Below are 23179 nucleotides of genomic sequence, written 5' to 3' on the forward strand. Positions count from 1 at the left end.
CAGTTGATATCGGATAAATTGCTTTATTTTGATATAACTTTTCCACTTTTTCTTCATTAACTTTACTTCTTGAAATAAGGAAGACGAAGTAGCTTAGAATTCCAAATAAAATTGTAATAAAAAGTGCATGGAATAGCGCGATAATCAAATTAAGATTTAAAAAGACAACCATTGCACCAGTTGCGATTTGTGCCGAGATCAAACTAAAGGCGATGACCCATCCATAGTAGAGGATTGGTTTATCTTTATAAGATTTAACCGCAATAATCATTGTATACAAAATCCAAATAAATAAAATTCCTGCAGCGAATCGATGCCCCATTTGAATCCATTCATACGTGTTTTGTGGGAAATTCAATATGCCACTTTGACAAAATGGCCAACTGCCACATACCATACTTGATTCCGTATGCCTCACTAAAGCCCCGGTATAAATAACGATAAAACTATAGAGAAATAATCCGATTGTATGTATTTTCATACGCTTATCGATTACTAAAAGCTCTGCTTTAAATTTTTTATCGATCTCAAACACAAGCAAAGTAAGCAGAAATACTGCAGCAAAGGAAATTAAGGATACACCAAAATGAATGGCTAGTATAAAATCTGATTGACTCCAAATGACGTTTGCTGCTCCAATTAAACTTTGAATTATAATAAATCCAACAGCAATTGTCGATAATGTTTTTGTTTCACGGATATGTCCAATGTATTTCCAACAAAGAAAGGCAAATACTGTAACAACAATCGCAACAATACCAGTTACAATTCGGTGAGATAATTCAATGATTGTTTCAATCGTAATATTACTTGGGATCAATTGTCCATGGCATAATGGCCAAGATGTACCACACGCATCACCAGAGTTTGTTTTCGTTACTAATGCTCCACCTAATAAAAGAACAATCATCCCTAGACTAGATGCAACGGCAAGAAGTTTTAATTTTTTCAGCACTTGGTTCACCTACTTATTAGGATTATCGGTATAAATACCAATATCCGTAAAATTAAATAAAACACAAATAATCCAAATATAAAAATAATTCCTATATTTATATTTGTATCTAAAAACTCCCAATAAGTAAAATAATATACTATGTATTTTCAAAAAGTCACAAAATTGTCAAAAAAATTAACTCATTCGGTCACAAAAAACTATTATTTATGTTTAAATATAAGTTAAAGCGTATTTTTTGAAACGTTTTCAAAGGTTTTTGGTAGGCTTATCCAAAATTACTAATTTCAAATAATAGAAATCTTTTTCTGTATCGTTTATAGTAGTAAATGAAAAGCTTTTCCTTTGGTGGAAGGAGGCACAATTTTGGAAAGTAAAGCAATTAATAAAGAGATTCATCAAGGAAATGGAAATGTTGAAAAAGAGGAAGTAAAAACGTCTGTCTTTAAAGACTTTTTAGCATTAATTAAAATTGGAATTATTAATTCAAATATTATCACTGCAGTAACAGGAATGTGGCTAGCGTTACATTATAACGGCTTAAATTTCTTGCCATATTTAGATAAAGTTATACTTACGTGTCTAGGTGTTTGGTTAGTTATAGCAGGATCCTGTGCCTTGAATAACTATATCGATATTGATATTGATTCGAAAATGAAGCGGACACAAAAACGTCCAACTGTAACAGGGAACTTTACACCAGCTTTTGCGCTTACAATTGGATTATCCTTTGTTACTGTTGGTTTAATATTTCTATTTGCTACATCTGTTTCAGCAGGGATAATCGGTGCTTTCGGTTCATTTGTTTATGTCGTTCTTTATTCAATGTGGACGAAAAGGAAATATACGATTAATACAGTAGTTGGAGCTTTTTCCGGAGCTGTACCACCGTTAATCGGTTGGGCAGCAATTGATCCAGATCTTCACGTAGTAGCATGGGTTTTATTTATCATTATGTTTATTTGGCAAATCCCTCACTTCCTGGCACTTGCTATGAGAAAGACAGAAGAATATCGTCTTGCAGGAATTCCGATGCTACCTGTTGTATATGGATTTGATATAACGAAAAGACAAATAATGATTTGGCTTATCTGTCTTTTACCTTTACCATTTTTCTTTACAGACTTAGGAATCCTCTTTGTGATATTAGGTACAGTTTTAAATGTTGCATGGATTCTAATTGGAGTTGTAAACTATAGAAAAGATGATATGAAATGGGCAACTAAGATGTTTGTTTTCTCTCTAAATTATTTAACTATTTTGTTCGTCGGAATGATTATTGCTACTTTGATTTAAATATATTTAAAACTATTAAATTTTCATATTAATACGTTAGCAACGATGTTAACCTCTGTTAATATGAAAATTTTTTGAGCAAAATTTTTGAAAAATTTAAAATAAAATATATAATGAAAACAGTTATAAAAGTAATAGAATATGTTTTATTTTGAATAAAAGGGGAGATTCACGATGAAAAAATGGGGGCTTTATCTTTCTCTACTAATCTTTGCACTCATTCTAACAGCATGTGGAGAACCTTACTTATCAACATTAAAACCAGCAGGAGAAGTTGCAGAAAGACAATTTAATTTACTCCTATTAAGCACCGGAGTTATGACTTTAGTTATCGTTGTTGTTGTTATTATTTATGTCATTGTACTAATCAGATTTAGAAGGAAAAAGGGAGAAGAAGACAAAATCCCTGAACAAGTTGAAGGTAGTCACAAATTGGAAATTATTTGGACGATTATTCCTATCATCTTAATCCTCATTTTAGCAGTACCAACAGTAGCAGAAACATTTAATTTAGGGGACGTGTCTGAAAGGGATAAAGTTGATAAAGATGGAAATCGAGAGAATTTAGTTATCAATGTCCGTGCAAGTCTTTATTGGTGGGAATTTGAATATCCAGATCAAGGTATAGTTACATCTCAAGATTTAGTAGTTCCAACAGATGAAAAAATTTACTTCAATCTAATTGCTTCTGATGTTAAGCATGCTTTCTGGATACCTGCAATAGGTGGAAAAATTGATACAAATACAGATAACGAAAACTCGTTTTATTTAGTATTTGATGGAGAGAAAGCGGATGAAGCTGGAAATATATTTTATGGAAAATGTGCAGAATTATGTGGTCCATCCCATGCGTATATGGACTTTAAGGTTAAGGCTGTACCAAGGGCAGAATTTGATGAATGGGTTGTAGCAATGCAAAACTTTGAAGAGCCAGAGCCACAAACGGCAGTAGCACAACAAGGAAAAGAAATTTTCGAAAATAGTTGTATTGGATGTCATGCTGTATCTGCTGAAAATTCGATGCCAGCTGAAGCACGGATTGCACCAAATTTAGCAGACTTTGGTAATCGAACAAGAGTAGCTGGAATACTCCCTTATACGAAAGAAAACATCAAAGAATGGATACAAAATCCTGGTGATATAAAGCCTGGAAACTTAATGTATGACTCTGCGAATTTTTCGGAAGAAGAACTTGATGCTTTAGCTGAATACTTAATGAGTTTAAAAGCGCAAGAATAATAGATTTTTAGAGGGAGGTAAAAGCAATTGAGTACTATTGCGGTTAGGAAAAGCTTTTTATCCACTGTTTGGGAATATCTAACGACAGTGGACCATAAAAAGATTGCGCATCTATATTTAGGTGCTGGTGGTTTCTTCTTCTTGCTTGGTGGTCTTGAAGCTTTATTCATCCGTATCCAATTAATGAAACCACAAAATAATTTCGTAAATGAGCAGTTGTTTAATGAACTTATGACAATGCACGGAACAACAATGATTTTCCTTGCAGCAATGCCATTATTGTTCGCGTACATGAACGCGGTTGTGCCATTGCAAATTGGTGCACGGGATGTAGCGTTTCCGTTTTTAAACGCATTAGGATTTTGGCTGTTTTTCTGGGGCGGAATTTTCCTGAATTTATCATGGTTTTTAGGCGGAGCACCTGATGCAGGTTGGACATCTTATGCATCATTATCATTAGCTTCAGAAGGACACGGTATTGACTTCTATACATTAGGGATTCAAATATCTGGTTTCGGAACATTGATGTCGGGAATCAACTTCTTAGCAACGATCATAACGATGCGAGCACCAGGAATGTCCTTCATGAGAATGCCATTATTTACATGGACAACATTTATTGCATCATCACTTATTCTTATGGCATTCCCACCATTAACAATTAGTGTGTTTTATTTGATTTTTGACAGATTATTCAATTCAGCCATTTTTGACGTTACATTAGGTGGAAACACAATTATTTGGGAACACTTCTTCTGGATTTTCGGACATCCTGAAGTATACATTTTAATACTACCAGCTTTTGGCATTTTCTCGGAAATTATTCCGACATTCTCTAGAAAGCGCTTATTCGGTTACTCATCCATGGTCTTTGCAACAATTCTTATTGGTTTCTTAGGATTTATGGTTTGGGCTCACCATATGTTTACAACTGGCTTAGGAAACGTAGCGAATGCGATTTTTGCCGTTGCTACAATGGCTATCGCGGTGCCAACAGGAATTAAAATCTTTAACTGGTTACTCACAATGTGGGGCGGAAGTATAAAAATTACCGTACCGATGATTTGGGCATTAGGATTTATTCCATCCTTTGTTATGGGGGGGGTAACAGGTGTTATGCAAGGTATTGCTCCTTTAGATTACCAGTTACATGATACGTACTTTATCGTTGCTCACTTCCATTACGTTATTATCGGTGGGGTAGTATTTGCAATCTTTGCGGCGGCACATTTCTATTGGCCAAAAATGTTCGGTAAAATGTTAAGCGAAAAGTTAGGTTATGTTACGTTTGCTTTCTTCTTCGTTGGATTCCATATGACGTTTTTCGTACAGCATTTCTTAGGATTAATGGGAATGCCACGAAGAGTCGCAACATTCTTACCAGGTCAAGGGCTAGACTTGTATAACTTTATCAGTTCTTTAGGTGCAATATTAATGACAATTGGAGTAATTGTCTTGTTAGTAAATATTGTAATTACAAGTATGAGTAAACAACAGGTTGCCAACGATCCGTGGGGAGACGGTCGTACAATTGAATGGGCACTTCCATCACCACCGCCATACTATAACTTTAAACAATTACCATTAGTGCGCGGTCAAGATACTTGGTGGCTTGAAAAGATGGAAGGTAATAAGGAATTACCACCTGCTGAACCATTACAAGACATTCATATGCCGAAAGGTTCGATACTTCCATTCTTTATCGCATTAGGGTTATTTATTGCCGGCTTTGGAGCAATGTATAACCCGCTCAACCAAGTTGGAGACGGTCATCCGATGGGAACTGTCGTATTAATATTTGGTCTTGCAATGACGTTCGGTACGATGCTACTCCGTTCACTGCGTGACGATCTCGGATATTACATTCCAAAAGAAGAGTTAGAGGACGATGATGCGAAGGGAGGAAAAGTTTCATGAATTTATTAGAACAAAAATTCACGCCAGAAACTTGGCCAGAGCATCCTGAAACGTATACACAAGAAGGAAAAAATAAATTTATTGGCTTCTGGCTATTCCTAGCGGGTGAGACCGTCCTTTTCGCATCCCTTTTCGCAACGTATCTAGCGTTAAAGGATTCGGTTCCAAATTCAGATCACGCCTTAGCAGCTGATATTTATAGCTTGGAATTAGTTTTTATCATGACAGCCATCCTGTTAACAAGTTCGTTAACGAGTGTGTATGCGATTTATCATATGCGTAACTACAATTTTAAACAAATGCAACTATGGTTCTTTATTACCGTTTTACTAGGGCTATCTTTCTTAGCCCTAGAAATCTACGAGTTTACTCATTATGTGTATGAATACAGCTTTACATTCGGTAGTAGCGCCTTTAGTAGTGCATACTACACTCTCGTTGGCACTCACGGTGCCCACGTATGTTTTGGATTAGGATGGATTACAGCACTAATCATTAGAAATCAAAAACGTGGACTGAATTTATACAATGCACCGAAATATTATGTTGCAAGTCTATACTGGCACTTTATCGATCTTGTATGGGTCTTCATCTTCTCTGTAGTTTATTTAATGGGAATGTTGGGGTGAAGCGAATGGAAAATAATATGAATAAACAGGAGTTGCGTGCACAATACGAATATCGAAGAAGAAAAAGCGCTGAAGGGATGCGGCTTCAATTAATTAGTTTTGGCTTAATGGCTTTTCTGACTATAATTTCATTTTTAGCTGTAGGTTATGGTCTGCCTAAGAGTTTTGTAGTTCCTATCTTACTACTACTTGCTAGTGTTCAAGCGCTTTTTCAACTGTATTATTTCATGCATGCAAGTGAAAAAGGACATGGTATGGTCATGTTCTTCATGTATTCGGCAATGTTCGTCGCATTCATTACTGTACTTTGCTATATGACAATTATTTGGTGGTAAATAAAGTGCTATGTATAGGGGCTGTCCAGATTACAATCTGTCCCAATTTTGCACATATTAAATTGTAACTTCACGAATTTTTTGGAAAGAAGGGGGCGGGTCAATAAATGGGCTAGCCCCTTGTCTGTTTCATATAGATTAAAAGAAACGAAGTAAAAAGTCGAAATTATGTCAAATATCCTTATTTACTACACGTTGGAAAAATATGTATAATTATTATTATAAAGGGGTGCTCTATGTTTTATCAACTTGATCAATTTGGTTTTCGTGCGTTGTGGAGTCCGTATCTTTTTCTATTTATTTTAGTTATCACTGGATTATTTTTCTTTGTAACAATAAAAAAACGGCATTGGTTTGAAGGAACAGAAAAACTAACGAAAAAACAAGGTGCCCTTTTTGTTACCGCAGCACTTCTCGTTTATATTTTAAAAGGGTCACCAATCGATTTATTGAGCCATTTAATGTTTACTTTTCATATGATTCAGATGGCTTTTTTACTACTATTAGTTCCGCAATTACTAATCTCGGCTATTCCAATTTGGATGTGGAAAAAAATCCTTTCATTATCAATTATTAAACATATATTCAAACTTTTTACAAAACCAATTGTAGCGCTTATTTGTTTTAATGGATTATTCTCGTTTTATCATATTCCGTTCATATTCGACAAGGTTAAAACGAATATTTGGTATCATAGTATTGGAACAACAATATTGTTTATTTTTGCATTGTTTATGTTCTGGCCATTATTAAATAAAGTTGAGAAATCACCATTACAAGGGTTATGGAAAGTTGGTTATTTGTTTGCTAACAGTGTATTAATAACACCTGCGTGTGCATTAATCATTTTTAACAATGAACTTATTTATGCTGCATACTCAAATTATCAAAGTTGGATTCAGTCTTTGACATTATGTGTTCCGCCTGAAGTAATTTCAAGTTTACAATTATCAGGACCAGAAATGTTTAATATAATGCCACCACTATATGATCAGCAATCAGGTGGGGTATTGATGAAAATATTACAAGAATTCTTTTACGGTATAATTTTGTATAAAGTTTTAACGGAGTGGTATCGAAAGGAACAACAACAAGGGCCTGATCCGATTAATCAACAATGGAGAAACATATATAAAAACTAATAAAATAGGTTCCTAGAATACAATACTTAACAAAGAGGTAGCAATTATGGAGAAATTTTATTTTTGGCCTACTGTAAGTACAGCATTTATCGTATTAAGTGCAATCTGTGTTGCAATAGGTTGGTATTTCATTAATCAGAAAAAGATAGAGACGCACAAAAAATTAATGCTGACAGCTGCTGTTTTTGCTGTCATATTCCTGACAATTTATTTAACTCGGACAATTTTTATCGGAAATACATCCTTTGGTGGACCTGAAAATTTAAAATGGTTTTACCATACGTTTCTAATTTTCCACATTATCCTTGCTACTGTTGGTGGCGTTTTAGGTCTACGGACAATTTATTTAGGATTAAAAGACTTGTTAGATAAACACCGGAAACTTGGGCCAATTACAAGTATAATTTGGTTTTTTACAGCAATTACTGGTGTTACCGTATACGTGTTATTGTATGTACTGTATCCAGGTGGAGAAACAACATCAATGATTAGAGCAATATTTGGGTTTTAAAAAGCGGCTGTCCAAAAAGTCAATTTTTAGACATTATTGATGGAATTATTCGGTACTTTGGCGGACGCTTTCCGCGGGCACGGCCTCAGCCTCCTCAACGCACAAGCGCGTTTGCGGAGTCTATAGGCTCGTGCTGTTCCCGCTGGAGTCGCCGCCAATTTTCCTCATAAAAGATCTGTATTTTCTACTTTTCGGACAGCCCCTTCTTTACTGTGTATATAGTTGATGGATACGATTGTTTTTATAAAAACGTAATGATCATTCCTCAGATACTTCTACTTCGTTTTTTTCAGCTAAAGGCTCAAGTTCAGAATACGCCGCTTCTAAAATTTTCCGACATTGATTGACTAAAGCCTTTGGAAAGTTTTCATCCTCTCCATACTCAACTCCATGTGGATAATAATGTTTCCCTAAAATCGGCACTTTTAATTGAATTGTTGCTTCTTGGGCACCAATATCGCCTTCAATGGCAACCCCTTGCACCCTTAAATAATATACATGGTCATTAAGAACGATTTTCCTATCGTATGTAACTCTTTCATAATCCCATGCACCAGGACGAATTAATCCGTATTGCGGTAGTATGTCATCTAACGTATTTAAGTCTAAGATTAACGTTTCAATACCCGTATTTTCAATGTACATCGTTTCCCCTCCAACTTCATATTTAAATCCATTCTATAAATTTATCATAGATGAAAATTGCTTATATTTCAACGAATAAAAGGAATTTTCCGTCGATTAAAACTTTTCTATAAAAACCCTGTTGATACATAATACAATTTTAACGGTTAGTTAACGAAGTTGATATTTATTATAAAAAAATAAAATGGTATAATTAGTAATAAAAATTGTTCGGAGATAATAAGCTATCAATTAAAAATAGTAGGAATCGAAATACTTATTAAGTAGAGTTATTCTAATTAGGAAAAATTTTTCATATAATGTAACGAGATATTATTAGGTGTTAAGAAGGGAGGGATTCCTCTGAAGAGTTTATTCCGAATTTTAGTTGTACTTACAATTATATTAGTAATCGGCATATCATTAAATATATTTCAAACAAATGAAAAGATATTAGTAGAAGAATCCGATGTAGTCAAAGATGAAAAATTAGATGTTAATGAGGAAAGCCTTCCTAATGAAGAAAATCGACCAACTGAGGGTATATCTACTTATATCGGTCAGACCATTGATACCTTCCAAAAAGAATATGGAAAGCCTACCCGTATTGATCCTTCTTATTATGGATATTCCTGGTATATATATAACAATGATGATCGGTACATGATGGTCGGCGTTTTAAATCATTCGATCGTTTCGATTGCTGTTGCAACAGCAAATATTGATACAAGCCCATTTAAAATTGGTGAGAATTTAGAATCTGTTTATCAAAAGATGACAATGCAACCGGAAATCGAATTGAAAATAGAGGAAGGAGTTTATCGTTTTGAATTATTTGAAGACGACTTAAATATTAATCCATTGATTCCGTTGGGGGATATATTTGCTCAACTGTATTTTGACCAGTTTGAAGGAAATTTATTGTTTATTCGGTTTATGGATGAAAAAACATTAGTTAAACATCGACCTTATGATATGACATATCGTGGGAAACTAATTGAAGCGGGTCCCATGACTGATGAAGAGTGGTCGTTAGCAGATTCGGCAACTGAAAAACAAATTTTTGAATTAACGAATATTATTCGAAATGAATTTTCGTTGGAAGAGTTAACATGGGATGAAGCAGTAAGAGAAGTTGCATTTAATCATAGTGTCGATATGTTTGAAACAGAAACTTTTTCCCATGAATCTGAAAAATTTGGCCAATTAGCTGATCGATTAGCAAGGGGAAACATCTTTTTTGAATCAGCAGGTGAAAATATCGCCTATCAATATACGGACAGTATCGCAGTCGTAAGTGGTTGGTTAAACAGTAAAGGGCACAGGGATACATTATTAAATGAAAATTTCACCCATATTGGAGTAGGTGTATATAAAAAATATTATACACAAATCTTTTTAGAAAAATCGTGGGAATAAAATGAGGGTTGTCTTTAAGACGGTCCTCATTTTATTTATATTAATCTTTAGTGGCTTACGCTTTTATAAAACATTTTCATAAGCAAAACGATTGTACTACTAAAAATCTGTTCCCTCTTTTGCTCGCGATTCATAGGCTATATATATGGCTGATTCGTGAGGTGAGGTAGATGACTAAAACAAAAACGAAAAAAGTTGATGAATTTAAACAATTTGTTAAGCGACACCCTGATTTGATAAAAGAAGTTAGAAAGGGTAACACAACTTGGCAACAACTATTTGAAGAATGGTACTTACTAGGTGAAGACGATCCTTCATGGCGTAAATATAAACGAGAGTCTTCCAAGCAATCCGCCAACAAAAAAACAGAAAAGGATTCTGATGAAAAAACAGGATCTGAATTATTTATGCAAATTATAAATTATGTAAAAAAATTAGACATGGACCAAGTTCAACAACATATTGAACAATTAAATACTGCTATTGAATCCCTCCAACAATTTTTAACCGAGATGAATAAAAACCAGAATGAAACGGATGGAATGAACAATATGAGAGGACGACGAAGAGGTCCAAGAAATCCATTCGCCTTTCGAAAAGACTAGAGGAAGTGATTAAACTTGAGAAAAGAAGTATATAATTATATTGTCAGTAAAAAGGATTTACAAAATTTTATCCGTGAACACCCTGCTTGGTATCAAGAGTTATCGAGACGTCCTTGGAAGTTAAAACAATTTGAACAAGAAGCAATGAAGTATTATAAGAAAACGATTCCTGATCGAGTTGAAAAAGTATCGATGGGGATGAATATAGCGTATATGATGTTGTCAATGTTAGAAAATATGAATCAGTCGACATAAAAGCACTTTTTAACAGTTCTAAACCAATATTTATAAGCAATATAATTTATAAAGACTGTCCAACCTCTTTGTATGAAATATTCAGTAAATGAGGTGTAAAATTGGACAGTCTTTTATACATAAAAATAAGACAATTCAGTAAATGAAAAAACTAAAATTCCAATTTATTTATAATTTATGATATGATAAAAAGAGGAGGTGCAAATATGCTTGCAACATTAGAAAGAGTACAAATTTTAGATACGGCTGAAGATATTGCACGAATGATTATTGATAGCGAAGTGGCAGAAAATTATCGCCAACGTTTATATAAAATGAAGACTGATCCAGAAACACAAAATAAAATTAATCGTTTTACGAAACTGAAAGAACAGTATGAATATGTTCAACGATTTGGACGTTATCATCCAGACTATCAAACGATAATGAAGGAGACTCGCCTTGCAAAACGTGAGATGGATATGGACGATAACGTTGCCAGCTTTAAACAGGCAGAAACAGCCTTACAAAATCTACTAGATGAAATTAGTTATATTATCGGTCGATCCGTTTCTGAAAGTGTAAAGGTTGACACAGGTAATCCATTCTTTGAAACTAAACATAAAGTAGGTTGTTCAACAGGTGGTAGTTGCGGCTGTAGTGCGTAATTTAGAATTTGAGATAGAAATAGGGGAAGATATATGATTGGACAAAGACAAGGGATGATCGTTTGGTTTTATTCGTTAAAAGCTGCAAAAAATTTAAGAAAATATGGTAATGTACATTATATTTCGAAACGATTAAAATATGCTGTTCTTTATTGTGATATGGCAGAATGTGAAGCGATTATGGAAAAGTTGAAAGGTTTATCATATGTAAAACGTGTAGAACCTTCCTATCGTCCATTTTTAAAAACAGAGTTTGAAAGTAAAAAAACGGATGAAACAAAAGAAGAACTTGATTATAAACTAGGTTTTTAGTTAGTGAGCTGTCAAATGACAGCTTCTTTTTTTCTACTTAATATTAGTTAAAAAGTCATAGTAAGTTTTCCGTAATTAAAGTTTTATATATTGTATAATAATGTTATAGACAATTTTGAAGGAGTATTGGTAGATGCGAAAGACGGGATGGGCAATTTTTCTTATTTTAACCCTTTCTTTAATAGGATTTATTTATTGGCAATGGAATGAGTTTAAAGGTATTTCGATTTTAAACGATCAAGATAAATTAGAACAACAAATTGAAATAAAGCAAAAAAGTGATCGACTCATTATTTCACATACATTTTTCCATGTGAATGGGGATGAAATTTCAGTAATTTATCCAGAATTGATTTCTGAGATTAAGTGTGGGAATGAAGGAAATATTGAATGCCGTGAAGTTATAAATGTTGACAATAAAAATGTTCATTACCATTATGAAATTCGCTTTGATTCTGCCCATAGTTCACATATTTTGCAAGATTGGTTCGTTAAGTTAAATAATATTCCAGTTAATGAAACTACAATTAATATAACAGTTGATAATGAGATTACCGGTTATTGGGCAACGAATGCACCGTTAACTTTTTATGATGAAATGGAAAATGTTCGTTACTTTTCTTTTGTCAGTCAACAAACTGAAAATCTTCCGCTCATCTGGCATAAGGAACCACTTCAATATACGAAAGTTAATGAAAAAATTCCACTTTATTATGAAGGAGAAATTAATACTGAAACCCTTTCTTTTCTAGAAGTTTTTACTAAGCTTGAAAATAAGAAATACCCAACGCTAATTATATCCAATGAATTTTCACCACAATCTCTATCAGGTTTAGTGATTACTTCATCAAATGATGAGCCAAATCAGATTGAAATGGACTGGATTACTCGATTTCTAATGGAAAATTATTCGGATGGAAAAGAAGAGGAGCGCTGGTTATTTGATTTGTTAGCTGCTTATATCGCAGATTATACTCCAGCAAATGAACTTCAATTATATATAAATGAATTGGAAAAAAACGTATCAGAAGAAGAGAAGCAACAATGGATTACATTAATTTTACAGGATAATCGTTATGGAAAGATTGATGCTAAAATATTAGATTATTATTTAGGGCAAATTAAAAATATGAATACATCCTTTTTTGAAAGGTGTCAAACTCAGTTAGGTTCTTACGTTGAAATGTATTTCACGATGAATAAACCGATTATTCTTCAAGGAAATCGTGAGTTAGATGAGCCTGTGATTATTAAAAATCAACATATGTATTTGCCTTTTGAAACGATTATTAGCGAATTCGGATTTGATTTTAAAAAAATATCAGATACCGAATTTTATATAACGGATGGTGTAGATGTTTACCGTTTTTATAAAAATCGCGATATATTTATTTTTAATGAAGAAATGTATGGATTCTTTGCGAATGAAAAAATTGATCCAATAATTATTATTGATGAAAAAATATATGCAACGGAAAAAGTGTTTAGTGATATCTTTAAATTTGAATTGTATAATTTAGAAGAACAAATACAAATTTATTAAGGCACGATAATATAGGGGTTGCTTATAATAGCAGCCCCTTTTACGATTTTTCCTTGACGGACGCTTCCTTTATAAAGAATAAATTAAGTAACAAAATGTAAAAAAATCCCTGTAGGAAAATCTACAGGGCTCCTTCAAACTCTATTACAAGAGTGAAGGCAAAGGGAGAGGAGAAACCGGAGGAAGAACTTATGGGGAAACGTAAGTCTTCTCCGCGGTTGGCAACAACACCATCGTTATTTGATGTTGTCATTTTCATTATGACCAAATTCATTTTTCTTATACATTATTTTTGGGAAAAATTGTGTTTGTTGACAGTAGCCTTTCTTTTCTATTTATGATAGGATGATAAACGAATTAAATTTTTCAAAAAGTGAAGATGATTCGATAGGTAGAATTTAGGTGATAATTTGCGTGTAATATCAGGTTCTCAAAAAGGAAGACAATTAAAAGCAGTACCGGGAAAAAATACGCGACCAACGACGGATAAAGTAAAAGAGTCCGTATTTAATATAATTGGTCCATATTTTGACGGTGGTTTAGGTCTTGATTTATTTGCTGGAAGTGGTGGCCTAGGGATTGAAGGGATTAGTCGTGGCCTTGATAAGGTTTTATTTATTGATAGCGATTACAAAGCGATTCGAACGATAAAAGAAAATATTAAACTATGTGGATTCGAAGCGAAGGCAGAAATTTATAAAAATGATTGGAAGCGGGCGTTAGAGATTATTATTGAACGTCAACTTAAATTTGAAGTTATTTGGATGGATCCGCCTTATAAGAAAGACGTTTATACAACGATTTTAACGAAAATTTCAAATCATCAACTTTTAGATAATACAGGTATTATTGTCTGTGAACATGCAAAAGAAAATATATTACCTGACCAAATTGAAAGTCTCGTAAAAACTCGGACGGTCCACTACGGCACGATTTCAATTTCATTATATCAATATACTGACTAGGAGGATGCGAAGTGGAAAGGATTGCAGTATGTCCAGGGAGTTTTGATCCAATTACAAATGGACACCTAGATATAATAACACGTGGTGCAAAGATTTTTGATAGAGTGTATGTTACAGTTTTACATAATGCAGAGAAAACGACGAACTTATTTGATTTAGAAGAACGTCTTCGTCTAATTAAAGAATCAACAAAAGATATTCCGAATGTAGTTGTTGATTCCTTTAACGGTCTATTAGTAGAGTATGCTAAAAGTGTTAATGCAAAAGTCATTCTTCGTGGTCTACGAGCAATTTCTGACTTTGAATATGAAATGAGAAACGCAGCGATGAACCGAAAGTTAGATCAAGATATCGACACATTCTTTATTATGACGAACAAACAATATTCATTTTTAAGTTCAAGTATTGTTAAAGAAGTGGCTAAGTATCGTGGTGATGTGTCTGACCTTGTACCACCGGTAGTTAATGAAGCATTAATAAAAAAATTTAATAAGTAATAAAATGTCTGACACCATGAAAAATGTATTTATTCGTTTTTCTTTGGGTCAGACTTTTTTTATTTAATAAAATGTTTTTTTGTATAAATGAATAGATAGGTTACAAGGGCTGTTAACGTAATAATCGGCCCGATTTCTGTAATGTAATTGAGCACATTTGAGGCATGATCTTGATTTAGGAAAAAGACAGGTTGTGAAATAGCCGCATCTTTTAATTTGTTTTCATAAATTGGAACCCAAATAAGGAGGGTTAATACTGACGCAAAAATACCTTGTAAAAATCGAGCGAAAAAAAATGGTGCAAAACGAATATCGCTTTTAGAAAGGATACTCGCAACTTGAGCTTGAATACTAAAGCCACCAAAGGCTAATAAAAAGGAAACGACAATCGATTGTTCTAGTAAGGTTACATTTTTCGTTTCACTTATTAAATCACTGCCAATTGTCATTTCGAACAGTCCTGAAATAAAGGGAATACCTAAATTAACGGGTATTGATAGTAATGAAAAAATAAATTGGACACTTAATGCAAAAAAGTCCGTTATGTTCATAATTGACAATAGGCGGTTAACAACTGAAAAAAGGATAATAAATCCACCAATCATAAGTAGTGTATTAATTGACGATATTACGGCGTCACCAAGTAATTTTCCGAACGGTCTTTTGTCAGCTATCCTCGTTTCGTGCATTTTTTTAAAGGCTTCTATAACGGAGAATTTAGTCTTTTCACCTTTTTCTTCTTCTTTTCTACCGTAAAAACGCATAACAAATCCTACAAATATGTTTGCTGTATAATGTGATATTGCTAAAATGATTCCTAACTGCGGATTGTGGAAAAAACCGACAGCTACTGCCCCGAAAATAAATAATGGATTCGCACAACTTGTAAAGGCAACAAGTCTTTCTGCTTCCAATCTTGTAAGTTGATTCTCTTCCCGTAGCAGAACGATAAATTTCGCACTAGCAGGGTTTCCTGAAGCCATTCCCATCGACCACACGAAGCCACCAACTCCAGGTACGCGAAACAATGGTCGCATTAATGGTTCTAGTAATACCCCGATAAATTTTACGACTCCAAAACCGATGAGCACTTCAGCTATGATAAAAAAAGGAAGTAAGGACGGGAAAACGACCTCCCACCACGTATGTAATCCATATATTGAGGCTTCAAGTGCTTGTTTTGGATGAGAAATTAAAGCTATTGCAAAAACCAAAACGGAGGATGCTAAAATAATTGTTACTAATTTTGATGTTTGCAAGTTTATTTCCTCCTTACATTTTTACCCAATAAAATTAATATAATAAAATACATACTTGTCCAATGTTCCTAAACTAATGTATGAATGAAAGGAGTAAAAAAGAATTAAAATAGACTACAATCTTCTGTGGAAAATTTTTAATCATAATTGATGTAATTTACTTTTAAACCAGTTCATTTATATATTTGTAGTGTAAAATAGATATATTATAAAACTTTAAGATTTAAAGAATAGGGGGAACAAGATGGGGGAACCGAAAATTGGTTTAGCATTAGGCTCTGGTGGTGCTCGGGGCTTTGCACATGTTGGTGTTTTAAAAGTATTAGAAGAGGAAAATATTCCAATACATATGATTGCAGGTAGTAGTATGGGGGCATTAGTTGCTGCGTTTTATGGTGCAGGACATAGTATAGAAAACATGTTAAAAATCGCCCATTCATTTCAACGAAAATTTTTTATCGATGTGACAATGCCTCCGAAATTGGGCTTTATTACCGGAAATCGAATTAAGGAGTTTATTCGGCTTTTTACCCATAATAAAAACATTGAACAATTAAATCCTGAAATCGCCATAGTTGCAACGGACATTTATAATGGTGAAAAGGTTGTTTTTCAATCTGGCCCTACTGCTGAAGCGGTACGAGCGAGCATATCAATCCCAGGAATATTTGTGCCGGAAGTTATTGATGGAAAGATGTTAGTTGATGGCGGTGTCGCTGATCGAGTACCTGTCTCTGTTGTGAAAGAAATGGGTGCTGATATTGTAATTGCCGTTGACGTTTCTGGTTTAAATAAAAATCCGGAAATCACAAATATTTATGGTGTTATTTTACAAAGTCTTGATATAATGCAGCAAGAACTTGTCCAAAATCGCGAGCTTTTATCGGATATTTATTTGCGTCCGCCTATTCAACATTTTAGTTCGTATGCCTATGATAAAATTGACACATTAGTGCAAGCTGGAGAAGAAGTAACCCGAAAGGCACTGAAGGAAATTAAAAGCGTAATCCAAAGTTGGAAGGAGAACCCTAGGTGAGAAGAAATGGTCGTCTATTATTATTTTCTATTATTCTTATTATAGTATTGTTTGCTAATTTTTACCCATTACCATACTACGTTTCAAGACCGGGTTTAGCAAAAGTATTAGATGAATTTATTGAAGTAGAAAGTGGATATGAAAATGATGGTAAATTTATGTTAACGACGATACGAATCGGAAAAGCGAATGTGTTAACTTATTTAATAACAAAAGTGAATAAATATTATCAACTAGAACCGTTGACTGCGATTCGACTTGAAAATGAGACGGATGAAGAATATACCGTTCGGCAACTTTATTACATGGAAAACTCCCAAGAAAATGCCATTCAAGTTGCCTTTGAAAAGGCAGATAAAGAAATAGAAGTTCATATGAATGGAATTTATATATTAAGTGTAATGGAAGATAGCCCTGCAGACGGTATATTACAACCAGGTGATCGGATTACGGCTATTGACGGTAATTCTTTTGATACAGCAAAAGGATTTACCGATTATATTCAAAGTAAAGAGGCAGGAGATAAAATCGAGGTAACAATCCACCGTAAGGAACAGGTTTTAACCGAAACAATTACATTGCAGTTACTCGATGAAATTGGAAAAACAGGGATTGGGATTACTCTTGTTGAAGATAAAGAAATTAAGTCCGATCCGAAAGTGAATATTAATACGGATGAAATTGGTGGACCATCGGCTGGACTAATGTTCTCTTTAGAAATATATAATCAATTAGTTGAAGCGGATATTTCGAAAGGGTATATTATTGCAGGTACAGGAACAATTTCACCAGAAGGTAAAGTGGGACCAATAGGGGGAATCGATCAAAAAGTTGTAGCAGCAGATAAAGAGGGTGCTGAAATATTCTTTGCGCCGAATGAAAATGGTAAAAAAGGATCGAACTATGAAGTGGCCGTAGAGACGGCGAAGGATATTGGGACAGATATGATTATCGTACCCGTTGATGACTTTGACGATGCGATTGAGTTTTTACAATCTTTAGAGGAAAAATAAACGTCTATAAAAAATATGTTACGGTGGCGGACGCGCATCCAGTGGCACGGCCTCAGCCTCCTCGAAGCTTACGCTCCTGCGGGGTCTTCGGCTCGCGCTGTTCCCGCTGGAGTCGCCGCCACCTTCACTTAATTATTCGCCGCCTCTATTTTTCCATTAATTATATGAACTAGTTAATTAGACGAACCCTATTCCATAATCGGCGGTTGTTGATATTCTTGCTTGATTATTTTTTGGCCAATTTCGTTCGGATAGGCAAAGGAATACATATGAGCTGCTTTTACGTCGAGGCGAATTTTTTCTGGATCAGCCTGAGATAAATTTGTTATAAGCGGCAAAGTAAAATGTTCCTTATATTGATTCAAATATTCCCGCCCTTTTTTTGTAAATCCGAGTAAACGGATATACTCCGCACGTTTAGAACGCTCCCGCATTATATCCTTGTTTGTATTCGTTAATATATGCACACATGTCCGTTGCAGTCTTGTCCACGTATAACGTTTTGTTTTCACTTTTTCCATAAATTCATGAAATGTTATCGATTCTTTGGCGAAGCGAATATAACGGTTTTCCAACCCTTCTTCCACTTCATAAATGTCTTTTAATTCTTCAGGCTCACTTTGTAAAATTCGATATTTTAAAAATGGCCATAAATTTTCCCACTGCACAAAGGAAACGTATTCTTCTTGATAAGTTACTAATTGTTCGTAAGTTTCCATAGGTACTTGTTTTTTTATTGTTTCTAAATCCTTAGCTTTAAACAATGTTTGGCGAATACTCGTGGCACTTGATATATTAGAAGGAGATAGTGTTACATCATTATAACCTGACTGAATTCTTTCGATTGTAACTGGTTGTATATTTAAATTTAAGTCCTTAATAGCCTTGACATAATGATAACCGAGAATATTATTTGGCTTTGAAAGATCTACAACTTCACTTGATGGAGCAATTTTTTTAAATGCTCGGGAAGTTGCTTCCGGATAACTAAATCCTTCATTCATGTAACGTTTAACAAATTTATTGTATTCTGTCATATTTTCTTGCATGATGGTATATGTTTTTGTAAATTGTTCAATATTGCCCGACTCACTGCCAAAGCATATGTAAGAACAACCTAAACTTGCAAGAATATCAACGGCTCCTTTAGCGAAATCTTCTGCTTTCTGTGTAGCGAAGGCGTAAGGGAGTTCAATAACGATATCAACACCGTTTTTCAAGGCCATTTTTGTCCGCACAAATTTTGAGACAAGGGCCGGTTCTCCACGTTGTAAAAAATTCCCACTCATAACGGCAATTACAACGTCCGCATTTGTAACTGCTTTAGATTGTTGTAAATGGTGTAAATGTCCGTTGTGAAAAGGATTATATTCGACAACGATACCACAACTTTCCATAATTACCTCCAAAAAATATACTATGTTCATTTCTACAAATAAATGGTAATATATTGACTATATCTATTAATACAGTGTTTGAACTTCAGTAAATTAGCTGATAATTTAGTCAAAATTAAGAAAAAGACTAGTTGTTAACATTATGTAATTTTTTACATAAACAATCAAGACTGTAAAGAAAAAATATTGACAAATGGTGTTAGGAAAGCTATAATTACCTTTGTTGCCTTGGGGTGATTGTTATGAAGTGGTCAATGATACAGTTACAAAAGTTTAGAAATAATGGGTTAACCTTTGACGAGAAGGTAAACTTGGATTCAGTGAAACTGAGAGATCCACAAATTCGATCAATTTCACCAGTCCGTATTAAAGGTAGAGCTGATATTCGTTCGAAAGAAGTCACGTTTTATCTCGACATATCGGGAAAGATGATTTTGCCGAATTCGAGAACATGGGAAGATGTTCAATATCCATTCTCAATTCAGACGACTGAAATTTTTCGTGATGAAATATCGGGTTTTGAAGAAAATACGGATGATAACCTACATGTTATTCAAGGTGGGATGGTCGATTTAACCCCGATTATAGAAGAATTAATTTTACTTGAAATTCCAATGCAGGTTTATAATGATGAGGATGAAGAAATGCCAGCATCTCTTCAATCAGGGAAAAATTGGCAATTTGTCAAAGAAGAAGAAATTGACAGTGAGCAAAAAGTTGATCCTCGGTTAGCGAAACTTGCAAAATTACTTAATCAAGAAAAAGAATGATATTCATCCTGTTTAAGGAGGTGGGAAACATGGCTGTACCAAAAAGAAGAACTTCAAAGACTAGAAAACGCCTACGTCGTACACATTATAAATTAGCAGTTCCTGGCATGACTGAATGCCCAAATTGCGGAGAAATGAAATTAGCTCACCGCGTTTGCCCAAGTTGCGGAACTTATAAAGGTAAAGAAGTAATCAGCAATTAATAACTGAAAGAGGTTGTCTTAAGAAGAAATATTCTTTTTAAGGTAACCTCTTTTATTTTTTGAATTTTTTCTGTGTATTAAATATTAATCAATATATATTTCACACATGACGCCTGCATTTTTACTTTTCTACAACTCTCTTTTATTAAAAAATTTTGTTGATAGAGTTTGTCTATTAATCCGATTCTCCCCAATAGTCTTATCCCATTAAATTTTTTCACAATGGACCTGCTAAGGTAGAGCAAAAAAAGTCTATCGTTTCTAGTTGTGGCATATACATTATTAAAACTGTTCACAATCGATCCACTAATTTACTCTATGTTGTCAAATTTTTGAATAGAGAATGAGAAATTTTTAAGGAGGGATATTCATGACGATTGTCCGTCAAGATGCATGGACAAAGGATGAAGATTTGCTTTTGGCAGAAGTTGTTTTACGGCATATAAGGGAAGGGAGTACTCAATTAAAAGCCTTTGAAGAAGTAGGGCAAAAATTAAATCGTACACCGGCTGCTTGTGGTTTTCGTTGGAATTCTTTTGTTAGAAAACAATATAAGTCAGGGGTTGAATTAGCAAAAAAACAACGGAAAGAATTAAAGAAAAATCCGCAACCTCATTATGATTTAAGTATTGAGTTAATTGAAGAAAGGGTGCTACCTAAAAGTGAACACGGGGACCTTTCTTTAGAAAAGGTTATTTCTTACTTAGAACAATTTAAAGAAAAGGAAAGTAATGTTGAATCATTAAGACAAGAGTTACAAAATTTAAAAGAACGTTATGAAGAATTAGAAGAGAAAGTACAGGAAAAATCCCGCGAAAATGAAATTTTAAAGAAAGAAAATAAAACTTTAAAAGATGATTATTTAGCGTTACTTTCAATTATGGAAAAAGCGAGAAAGCTTGCAGTTAGTGAAGATGAAAAGAATGTCCGCATGAAATTTCAGATGGATCCAAACGGTAACTTAGATGTGATTCGAAATAAATAATATTTTTATAAATATATTTAGTCCCACTGTAAAGGATTTAAATTCTATTTCAAAAATAAAAATACAGTGGGATTATTATTTTTAAGCTTTTTACATAAAATTAATATACTTTTTTACTTTATTTTCAAAAAAATAATGGTAATATTGATTATAGAATATTATTCTAAAAAGTGGATTGATTCTAAATTTTGCAGGAATTTGTCAATTCATAAAGAATATATTAATATAACAAGCTTTAAAAACTATGTACCCAAGTTAATTTTTATGGGGGGGAGGATCTTTTGAAGCGAATTTTAATTGCAAATAGAGGGGAAATTGCTAGAAGAATAATTTCTACTTGTAAACGAATAGGAATTGAAACCGTTGTTGTATATTCTGAAGCGGATTATGAGCTGCCTTTTGTAAAAGAAGCTGATGTGGCAGTTTGTATTGGGAAAGGTCCTGTACAAGACTCCTATTTAAATGCAGAAAAAATTATTGAAGTTGCAAAAGAGTATAAAGTTGATGCGATTCATCCCGGCTATGGACTATTATCTGAGAACGGGGATTTCGTAAATCAAGTAGAACAGGCTGGAATCACATTTATTGGACCAAATGCAGAAATTCTTTCACTAATGGGCGATAAAATTTCTGCACGAAAAACGATGATTCAGGCTGGAGTTCCTGTTGTACCAGGAATAGACGAAGGGATAAAGGACCTAGAAGAAGCAATTCGTGTTGCCAAAGAAATTGGTTATCCAATTATGTTAAAAGCTAGTGGCGGTGGTGGGGGCATTGGAATGGTGCTTTGTGAGACAGAACAAGATTTAGTAGCACACTTTCCTAAAGTAGTCTCCAGAGCTAAAGCGTATTTTAATTCTGAAAACGTTTTCTTGGAGAAATACATAGAAAATGCTCGCCATATTGAAGTGCAAATTTTTGGTGATAAATTAGGAAATTTTGTTCATTTATTTGAAAGAAACTGTTCAATTCAACGAAGAAATCAAAAAGTAGTCGAAGAGGCGTTATCACCGAACATATCTGAGGAAACGAGAAAAAAATTGTATTTAGCGGCATTAAAAGCGGCAAAAGCAGTATCTTACACTAATGCTGGTACGATTGAGTTTATCGTTGATGAAAAGGAAAATATTTATTTTCTCGAAATGAATACACGTCTTCAAGTTGAGCATCCAATTACAGAAAAGATAACAGGAATTGATTTAGTTGAATGGCAAATAAATATTGCGAAGGGTTTACCAATTCCTGTAAAACAAGATGAAATAACTGCTAACGGATGTGCGATTGAGTTCCGAGTTTATGCAGAAAATCCGAAAAACTTTTATCCATCCCCAGGTAAAATTACCGAATTAAAATGGGGAAATGTAACGAATGCACGGATTGATACTGGATATGAAGCTGGAAATACAGTTACTCCATTTTATGATCCGTTAATTGCAAAAGTTATTTTTCACGAACATACGAGAGAAGAGTGTTTACAGCAAGCAAGGAAGTTTTTTAATGAAACTGTTATTAGCGGTATCCAAACGAATATTCCATTGTTTTTACATATATTGGAAGAACCAAATTTCCAAAATGGACAATATACTACAAATCTATTAAAAGTAATGAAGACAAAGGCGTAGGAG

General features: G+C 33.9%; 25 protein-coding genes. 21 read left to right on the forward strand and 4 right to left on the reverse strand.

The features are described 5' to 3' along the window. The coding region (locus tag GW534_RS00005) for a COX15/CtaA family protein (protein WP_161918995.1) at positions 1-955 on the reverse strand (955 nt) is incomplete at its 3' end. 393 nt (positions 956-1348) lie between these two features. Between GW534_RS00005 and cyoE the strand changes: the two genes are divergently transcribed. The 7 genes from cyoE to GW534_RS00040 all read left to right on the forward strand — a co-directional run bounded on the left by cyoE (position 1349) and on the right by GW534_RS00040 (position 8024). Further along, positions 1349-2251 (forward strand): heme o synthase, encoded by a 903-nt coding sequence (gene cyoE / locus GW534_RS00010; protein WP_312854606.1) that lies wholly within the window; start codon positions 1349-1351, stop codon positions 2249-2251. Between the two features lie 174 nt (positions 2252-2425). After that, a complete protein-coding gene (coxB, locus tag GW534_RS00015) occupies positions 2426-3490 on the forward strand; it encodes a cytochrome c oxidase subunit II (protein WP_161918996.1) in 1065 nt (354 codons plus the stop codon). Positions 3491-3517: 27 nt separating this feature from the next. Next, the gene (locus GW534_RS00020) at positions 3518-5407 is read left to right on the forward strand and encodes a cytochrome c oxidase subunit I (protein ID WP_161918997.1); all 1890 of its coding nucleotides are present in this window, start codon (positions 3518-3520) and stop codon (positions 5405-5407) included. Beyond that, positions 5404-6036, forward strand: a complete 633-nt coding sequence (locus GW534_RS00025) for a cytochrome c oxidase subunit 3 (RefSeq protein WP_161918998.1) — start codon at positions 5404-5406, stop codon at positions 6034-6036. Before GW534_RS00020 ends, GW534_RS00025 begins: the two co-directional genes overlap by 4 nt. 5 nt (positions 6037-6041) lie before the next feature. Next, positions 6042-6371, forward strand: a complete 330-nt coding sequence (ctaF, locus tag GW534_RS00030) for a cytochrome c oxidase subunit IVB (RefSeq protein WP_161918999.1) — start codon at positions 6042-6044, stop codon at positions 6369-6371. A gap of 236 nt (positions 6372-6607) precedes the next feature. Further along, the gene (ctaG, locus tag GW534_RS00035) at positions 6608-7513 is read left to right on the forward strand and encodes a cytochrome c oxidase assembly factor CtaG (RefSeq protein WP_161919000.1); all 906 of its coding nucleotides are present in this window, start codon (positions 6608-6610) and stop codon (positions 7511-7513) included. A gap of 46 nt (positions 7514-7559) precedes the next feature. Continuing rightward, positions 7560-8024, forward strand: coding sequence for a DUF420 domain-containing protein (locus GW534_RS00040; RefSeq protein ID WP_161919001.1), 465 nt, complete (start codon positions 7560-7562; stop codon positions 8022-8024). A gap of 258 nt (positions 8025-8282) precedes the next feature. Here the strand turns inward: GW534_RS00040 and GW534_RS00045 are convergent, their stop codons facing one another. Then, positions 8283-8669 (reverse strand): YugN family protein, encoded by a 387-nt coding sequence (locus GW534_RS00045; protein WP_161919002.1) that lies wholly within the window; start codon positions 8667-8669, stop codon positions 8283-8285. Positions 8670-9215: 546 nt separating this feature from the next. On the opposite strand from GW534_RS00045, the gene GW534_RS00050 reads away from it, so the two are divergent. The 8 genes from GW534_RS00050 to coaD all read left to right on the forward strand — a co-directional run bounded on the left by GW534_RS00050 (position 9216) and on the right by coaD (position 14891). Further along, complete coding sequence (locus GW534_RS00050; RefSeq protein WP_312854607.1) at positions 9216-10067, forward strand: CAP domain-containing protein; 852 nt, start codon at positions 9216-9218, stop codon at positions 10065-10067. Between the two features lie 170 nt (positions 10068-10237). After that, positions 10238-10672, forward strand: a complete 435-nt coding sequence (ylbD, locus tag GW534_RS00055; RefSeq protein WP_161919003.1) for a spore coat protein YlbD — start codon at positions 10238-10240, stop codon at positions 10670-10672. Positions 10673-10687: 15 nt separating this feature from the next. Next, complete coding sequence (locus tag GW534_RS00060; protein WP_161919004.1) at positions 10688-10927, forward strand: YlbE-like family protein; 240 nt, start codon at positions 10688-10690, stop codon at positions 10925-10927. 206 nt (positions 10928-11133) lie between these two features. Then, complete coding sequence (locus GW534_RS00065) at positions 11134-11574, forward strand: YlbF family regulator (RefSeq protein ID WP_161919005.1); 441 nt, start codon at positions 11134-11136, stop codon at positions 11572-11574. A gap of 33 nt (positions 11575-11607) precedes the next feature. After that, on the forward strand, positions 11608-11886 hold the full coding sequence (locus GW534_RS00070; protein WP_161919006.1) for a YlbG family protein: 279 nt from the start codon (positions 11608-11610) through the stop codon (positions 11884-11886). 133 nt (positions 11887-12019) lie between these two features. Then, complete coding sequence (locus GW534_RS00075; RefSeq protein WP_161919007.1) at positions 12020-13429, forward strand: hypothetical protein; 1410 nt, start codon at positions 12020-12022, stop codon at positions 13427-13429. Between the two features lie 410 nt (positions 13430-13839). Further along, on the forward strand, positions 13840-14394 hold the full coding sequence (rsmD, locus tag GW534_RS00080) for a 16S rRNA (guanine(966)-N(2))-methyltransferase RsmD (RefSeq protein WP_161919008.1): 555 nt from the start codon (positions 13840-13842) through the stop codon (positions 14392-14394). 11 nt (positions 14395-14405) lie between these two features. Beyond that, positions 14406-14891: a pantetheine-phosphate adenylyltransferase gene (coaD, locus tag GW534_RS00085; RefSeq protein ID WP_161919009.1), complete on the forward strand. Its 486-nt coding sequence runs from the start codon at positions 14406-14408 to the stop codon at positions 14889-14891. A 59-nt stretch (positions 14892-14950) separates the two neighbouring features. On the opposite strand, the gene ylbJ is transcribed toward coaD, so the two are convergent. After that, the gene (gene ylbJ, locus GW534_RS00090; protein ID WP_161919010.1) at positions 14951-16150 is read right to left on the reverse strand and encodes a sporulation integral membrane protein YlbJ; all 1200 of its coding nucleotides are present in this window, start codon (positions 16148-16150) and stop codon (positions 14951-14953) included. Between the two features lie 244 nt (positions 16151-16394). On the opposite strand from ylbJ, the gene GW534_RS00095 reads away from it, so the two are divergent. Beyond that, a complete protein-coding gene (locus GW534_RS00095) occupies positions 16395-17186 on the forward strand; it encodes a patatin-like phospholipase family protein (RefSeq protein WP_161919011.1) in 792 nt (263 codons plus the stop codon). Continuing rightward, on the forward strand, positions 17183-18199 hold the full coding sequence (locus tag GW534_RS00100) for a SepM family pheromone-processing serine protease (RefSeq protein WP_161919012.1): 1017 nt from the start codon (positions 17183-17185) through the stop codon (positions 18197-18199). Before GW534_RS00095 ends, GW534_RS00100 begins: the two co-directional genes overlap by 4 nt. A 188-nt stretch (positions 18200-18387) precedes the next feature. Here the strand turns inward: GW534_RS00100 and GW534_RS00105 are convergent, their stop codons facing one another. Continuing rightward, entirely contained in the window at positions 18388-19596 is a 1209-nt protein-coding gene (locus tag GW534_RS00105) for a nucleotidyltransferase (protein ID WP_161919013.1), read from the reverse strand. 242 nt (positions 19597-19838) lie between these two features. Between GW534_RS00105 and GW534_RS00110 the strand changes: the two genes are divergently transcribed. The 4 genes from GW534_RS00110 to GW534_RS00125 all read left to right on the forward strand — a co-directional run bounded on the left by GW534_RS00110 (position 19839) and on the right by GW534_RS00125 (position 23176). Further along, positions 19839-20366, forward strand: a complete 528-nt coding sequence (locus GW534_RS00110; RefSeq protein ID WP_161919014.1) for a YceD family protein — start codon at positions 19839-19841, stop codon at positions 20364-20366. 29 nt (positions 20367-20395) lie between these two features. Continuing rightward, on the forward strand, positions 20396-20569 hold the full coding sequence (rpmF, locus tag GW534_RS00115; RefSeq protein ID WP_161919015.1) for a 50S ribosomal protein L32: 174 nt from the start codon (positions 20396-20398) through the stop codon (positions 20567-20569). A gap of 370 nt (positions 20570-20939) precedes the next feature. After that, entirely contained in the window at positions 20940-21554 is a 615-nt protein-coding gene (locus tag GW534_RS00120) for an RsfA family transcriptional regulator (protein ID WP_161919016.1), read from the forward strand. A gap of 281 nt (positions 21555-21835) precedes the next feature. Continuing rightward, a complete protein-coding gene (locus GW534_RS00125) occupies positions 21836-23176 on the forward strand; it encodes an acetyl-CoA carboxylase biotin carboxylase subunit (protein WP_161919017.1) in 1341 nt (446 codons plus the stop codon). Positions 23177-23179 lie beyond the last annotated feature (3 nt).

It is taken from the genome of Pallidibacillus pasinlerensis (assembly GCF_009996845.1).
GTDB classification, from domain to species: domain Bacteria; phylum Bacillota; class Bacilli; order Bacillales; family Caldibacillaceae; genus Pallidibacillus; species Pallidibacillus pasinlerensis.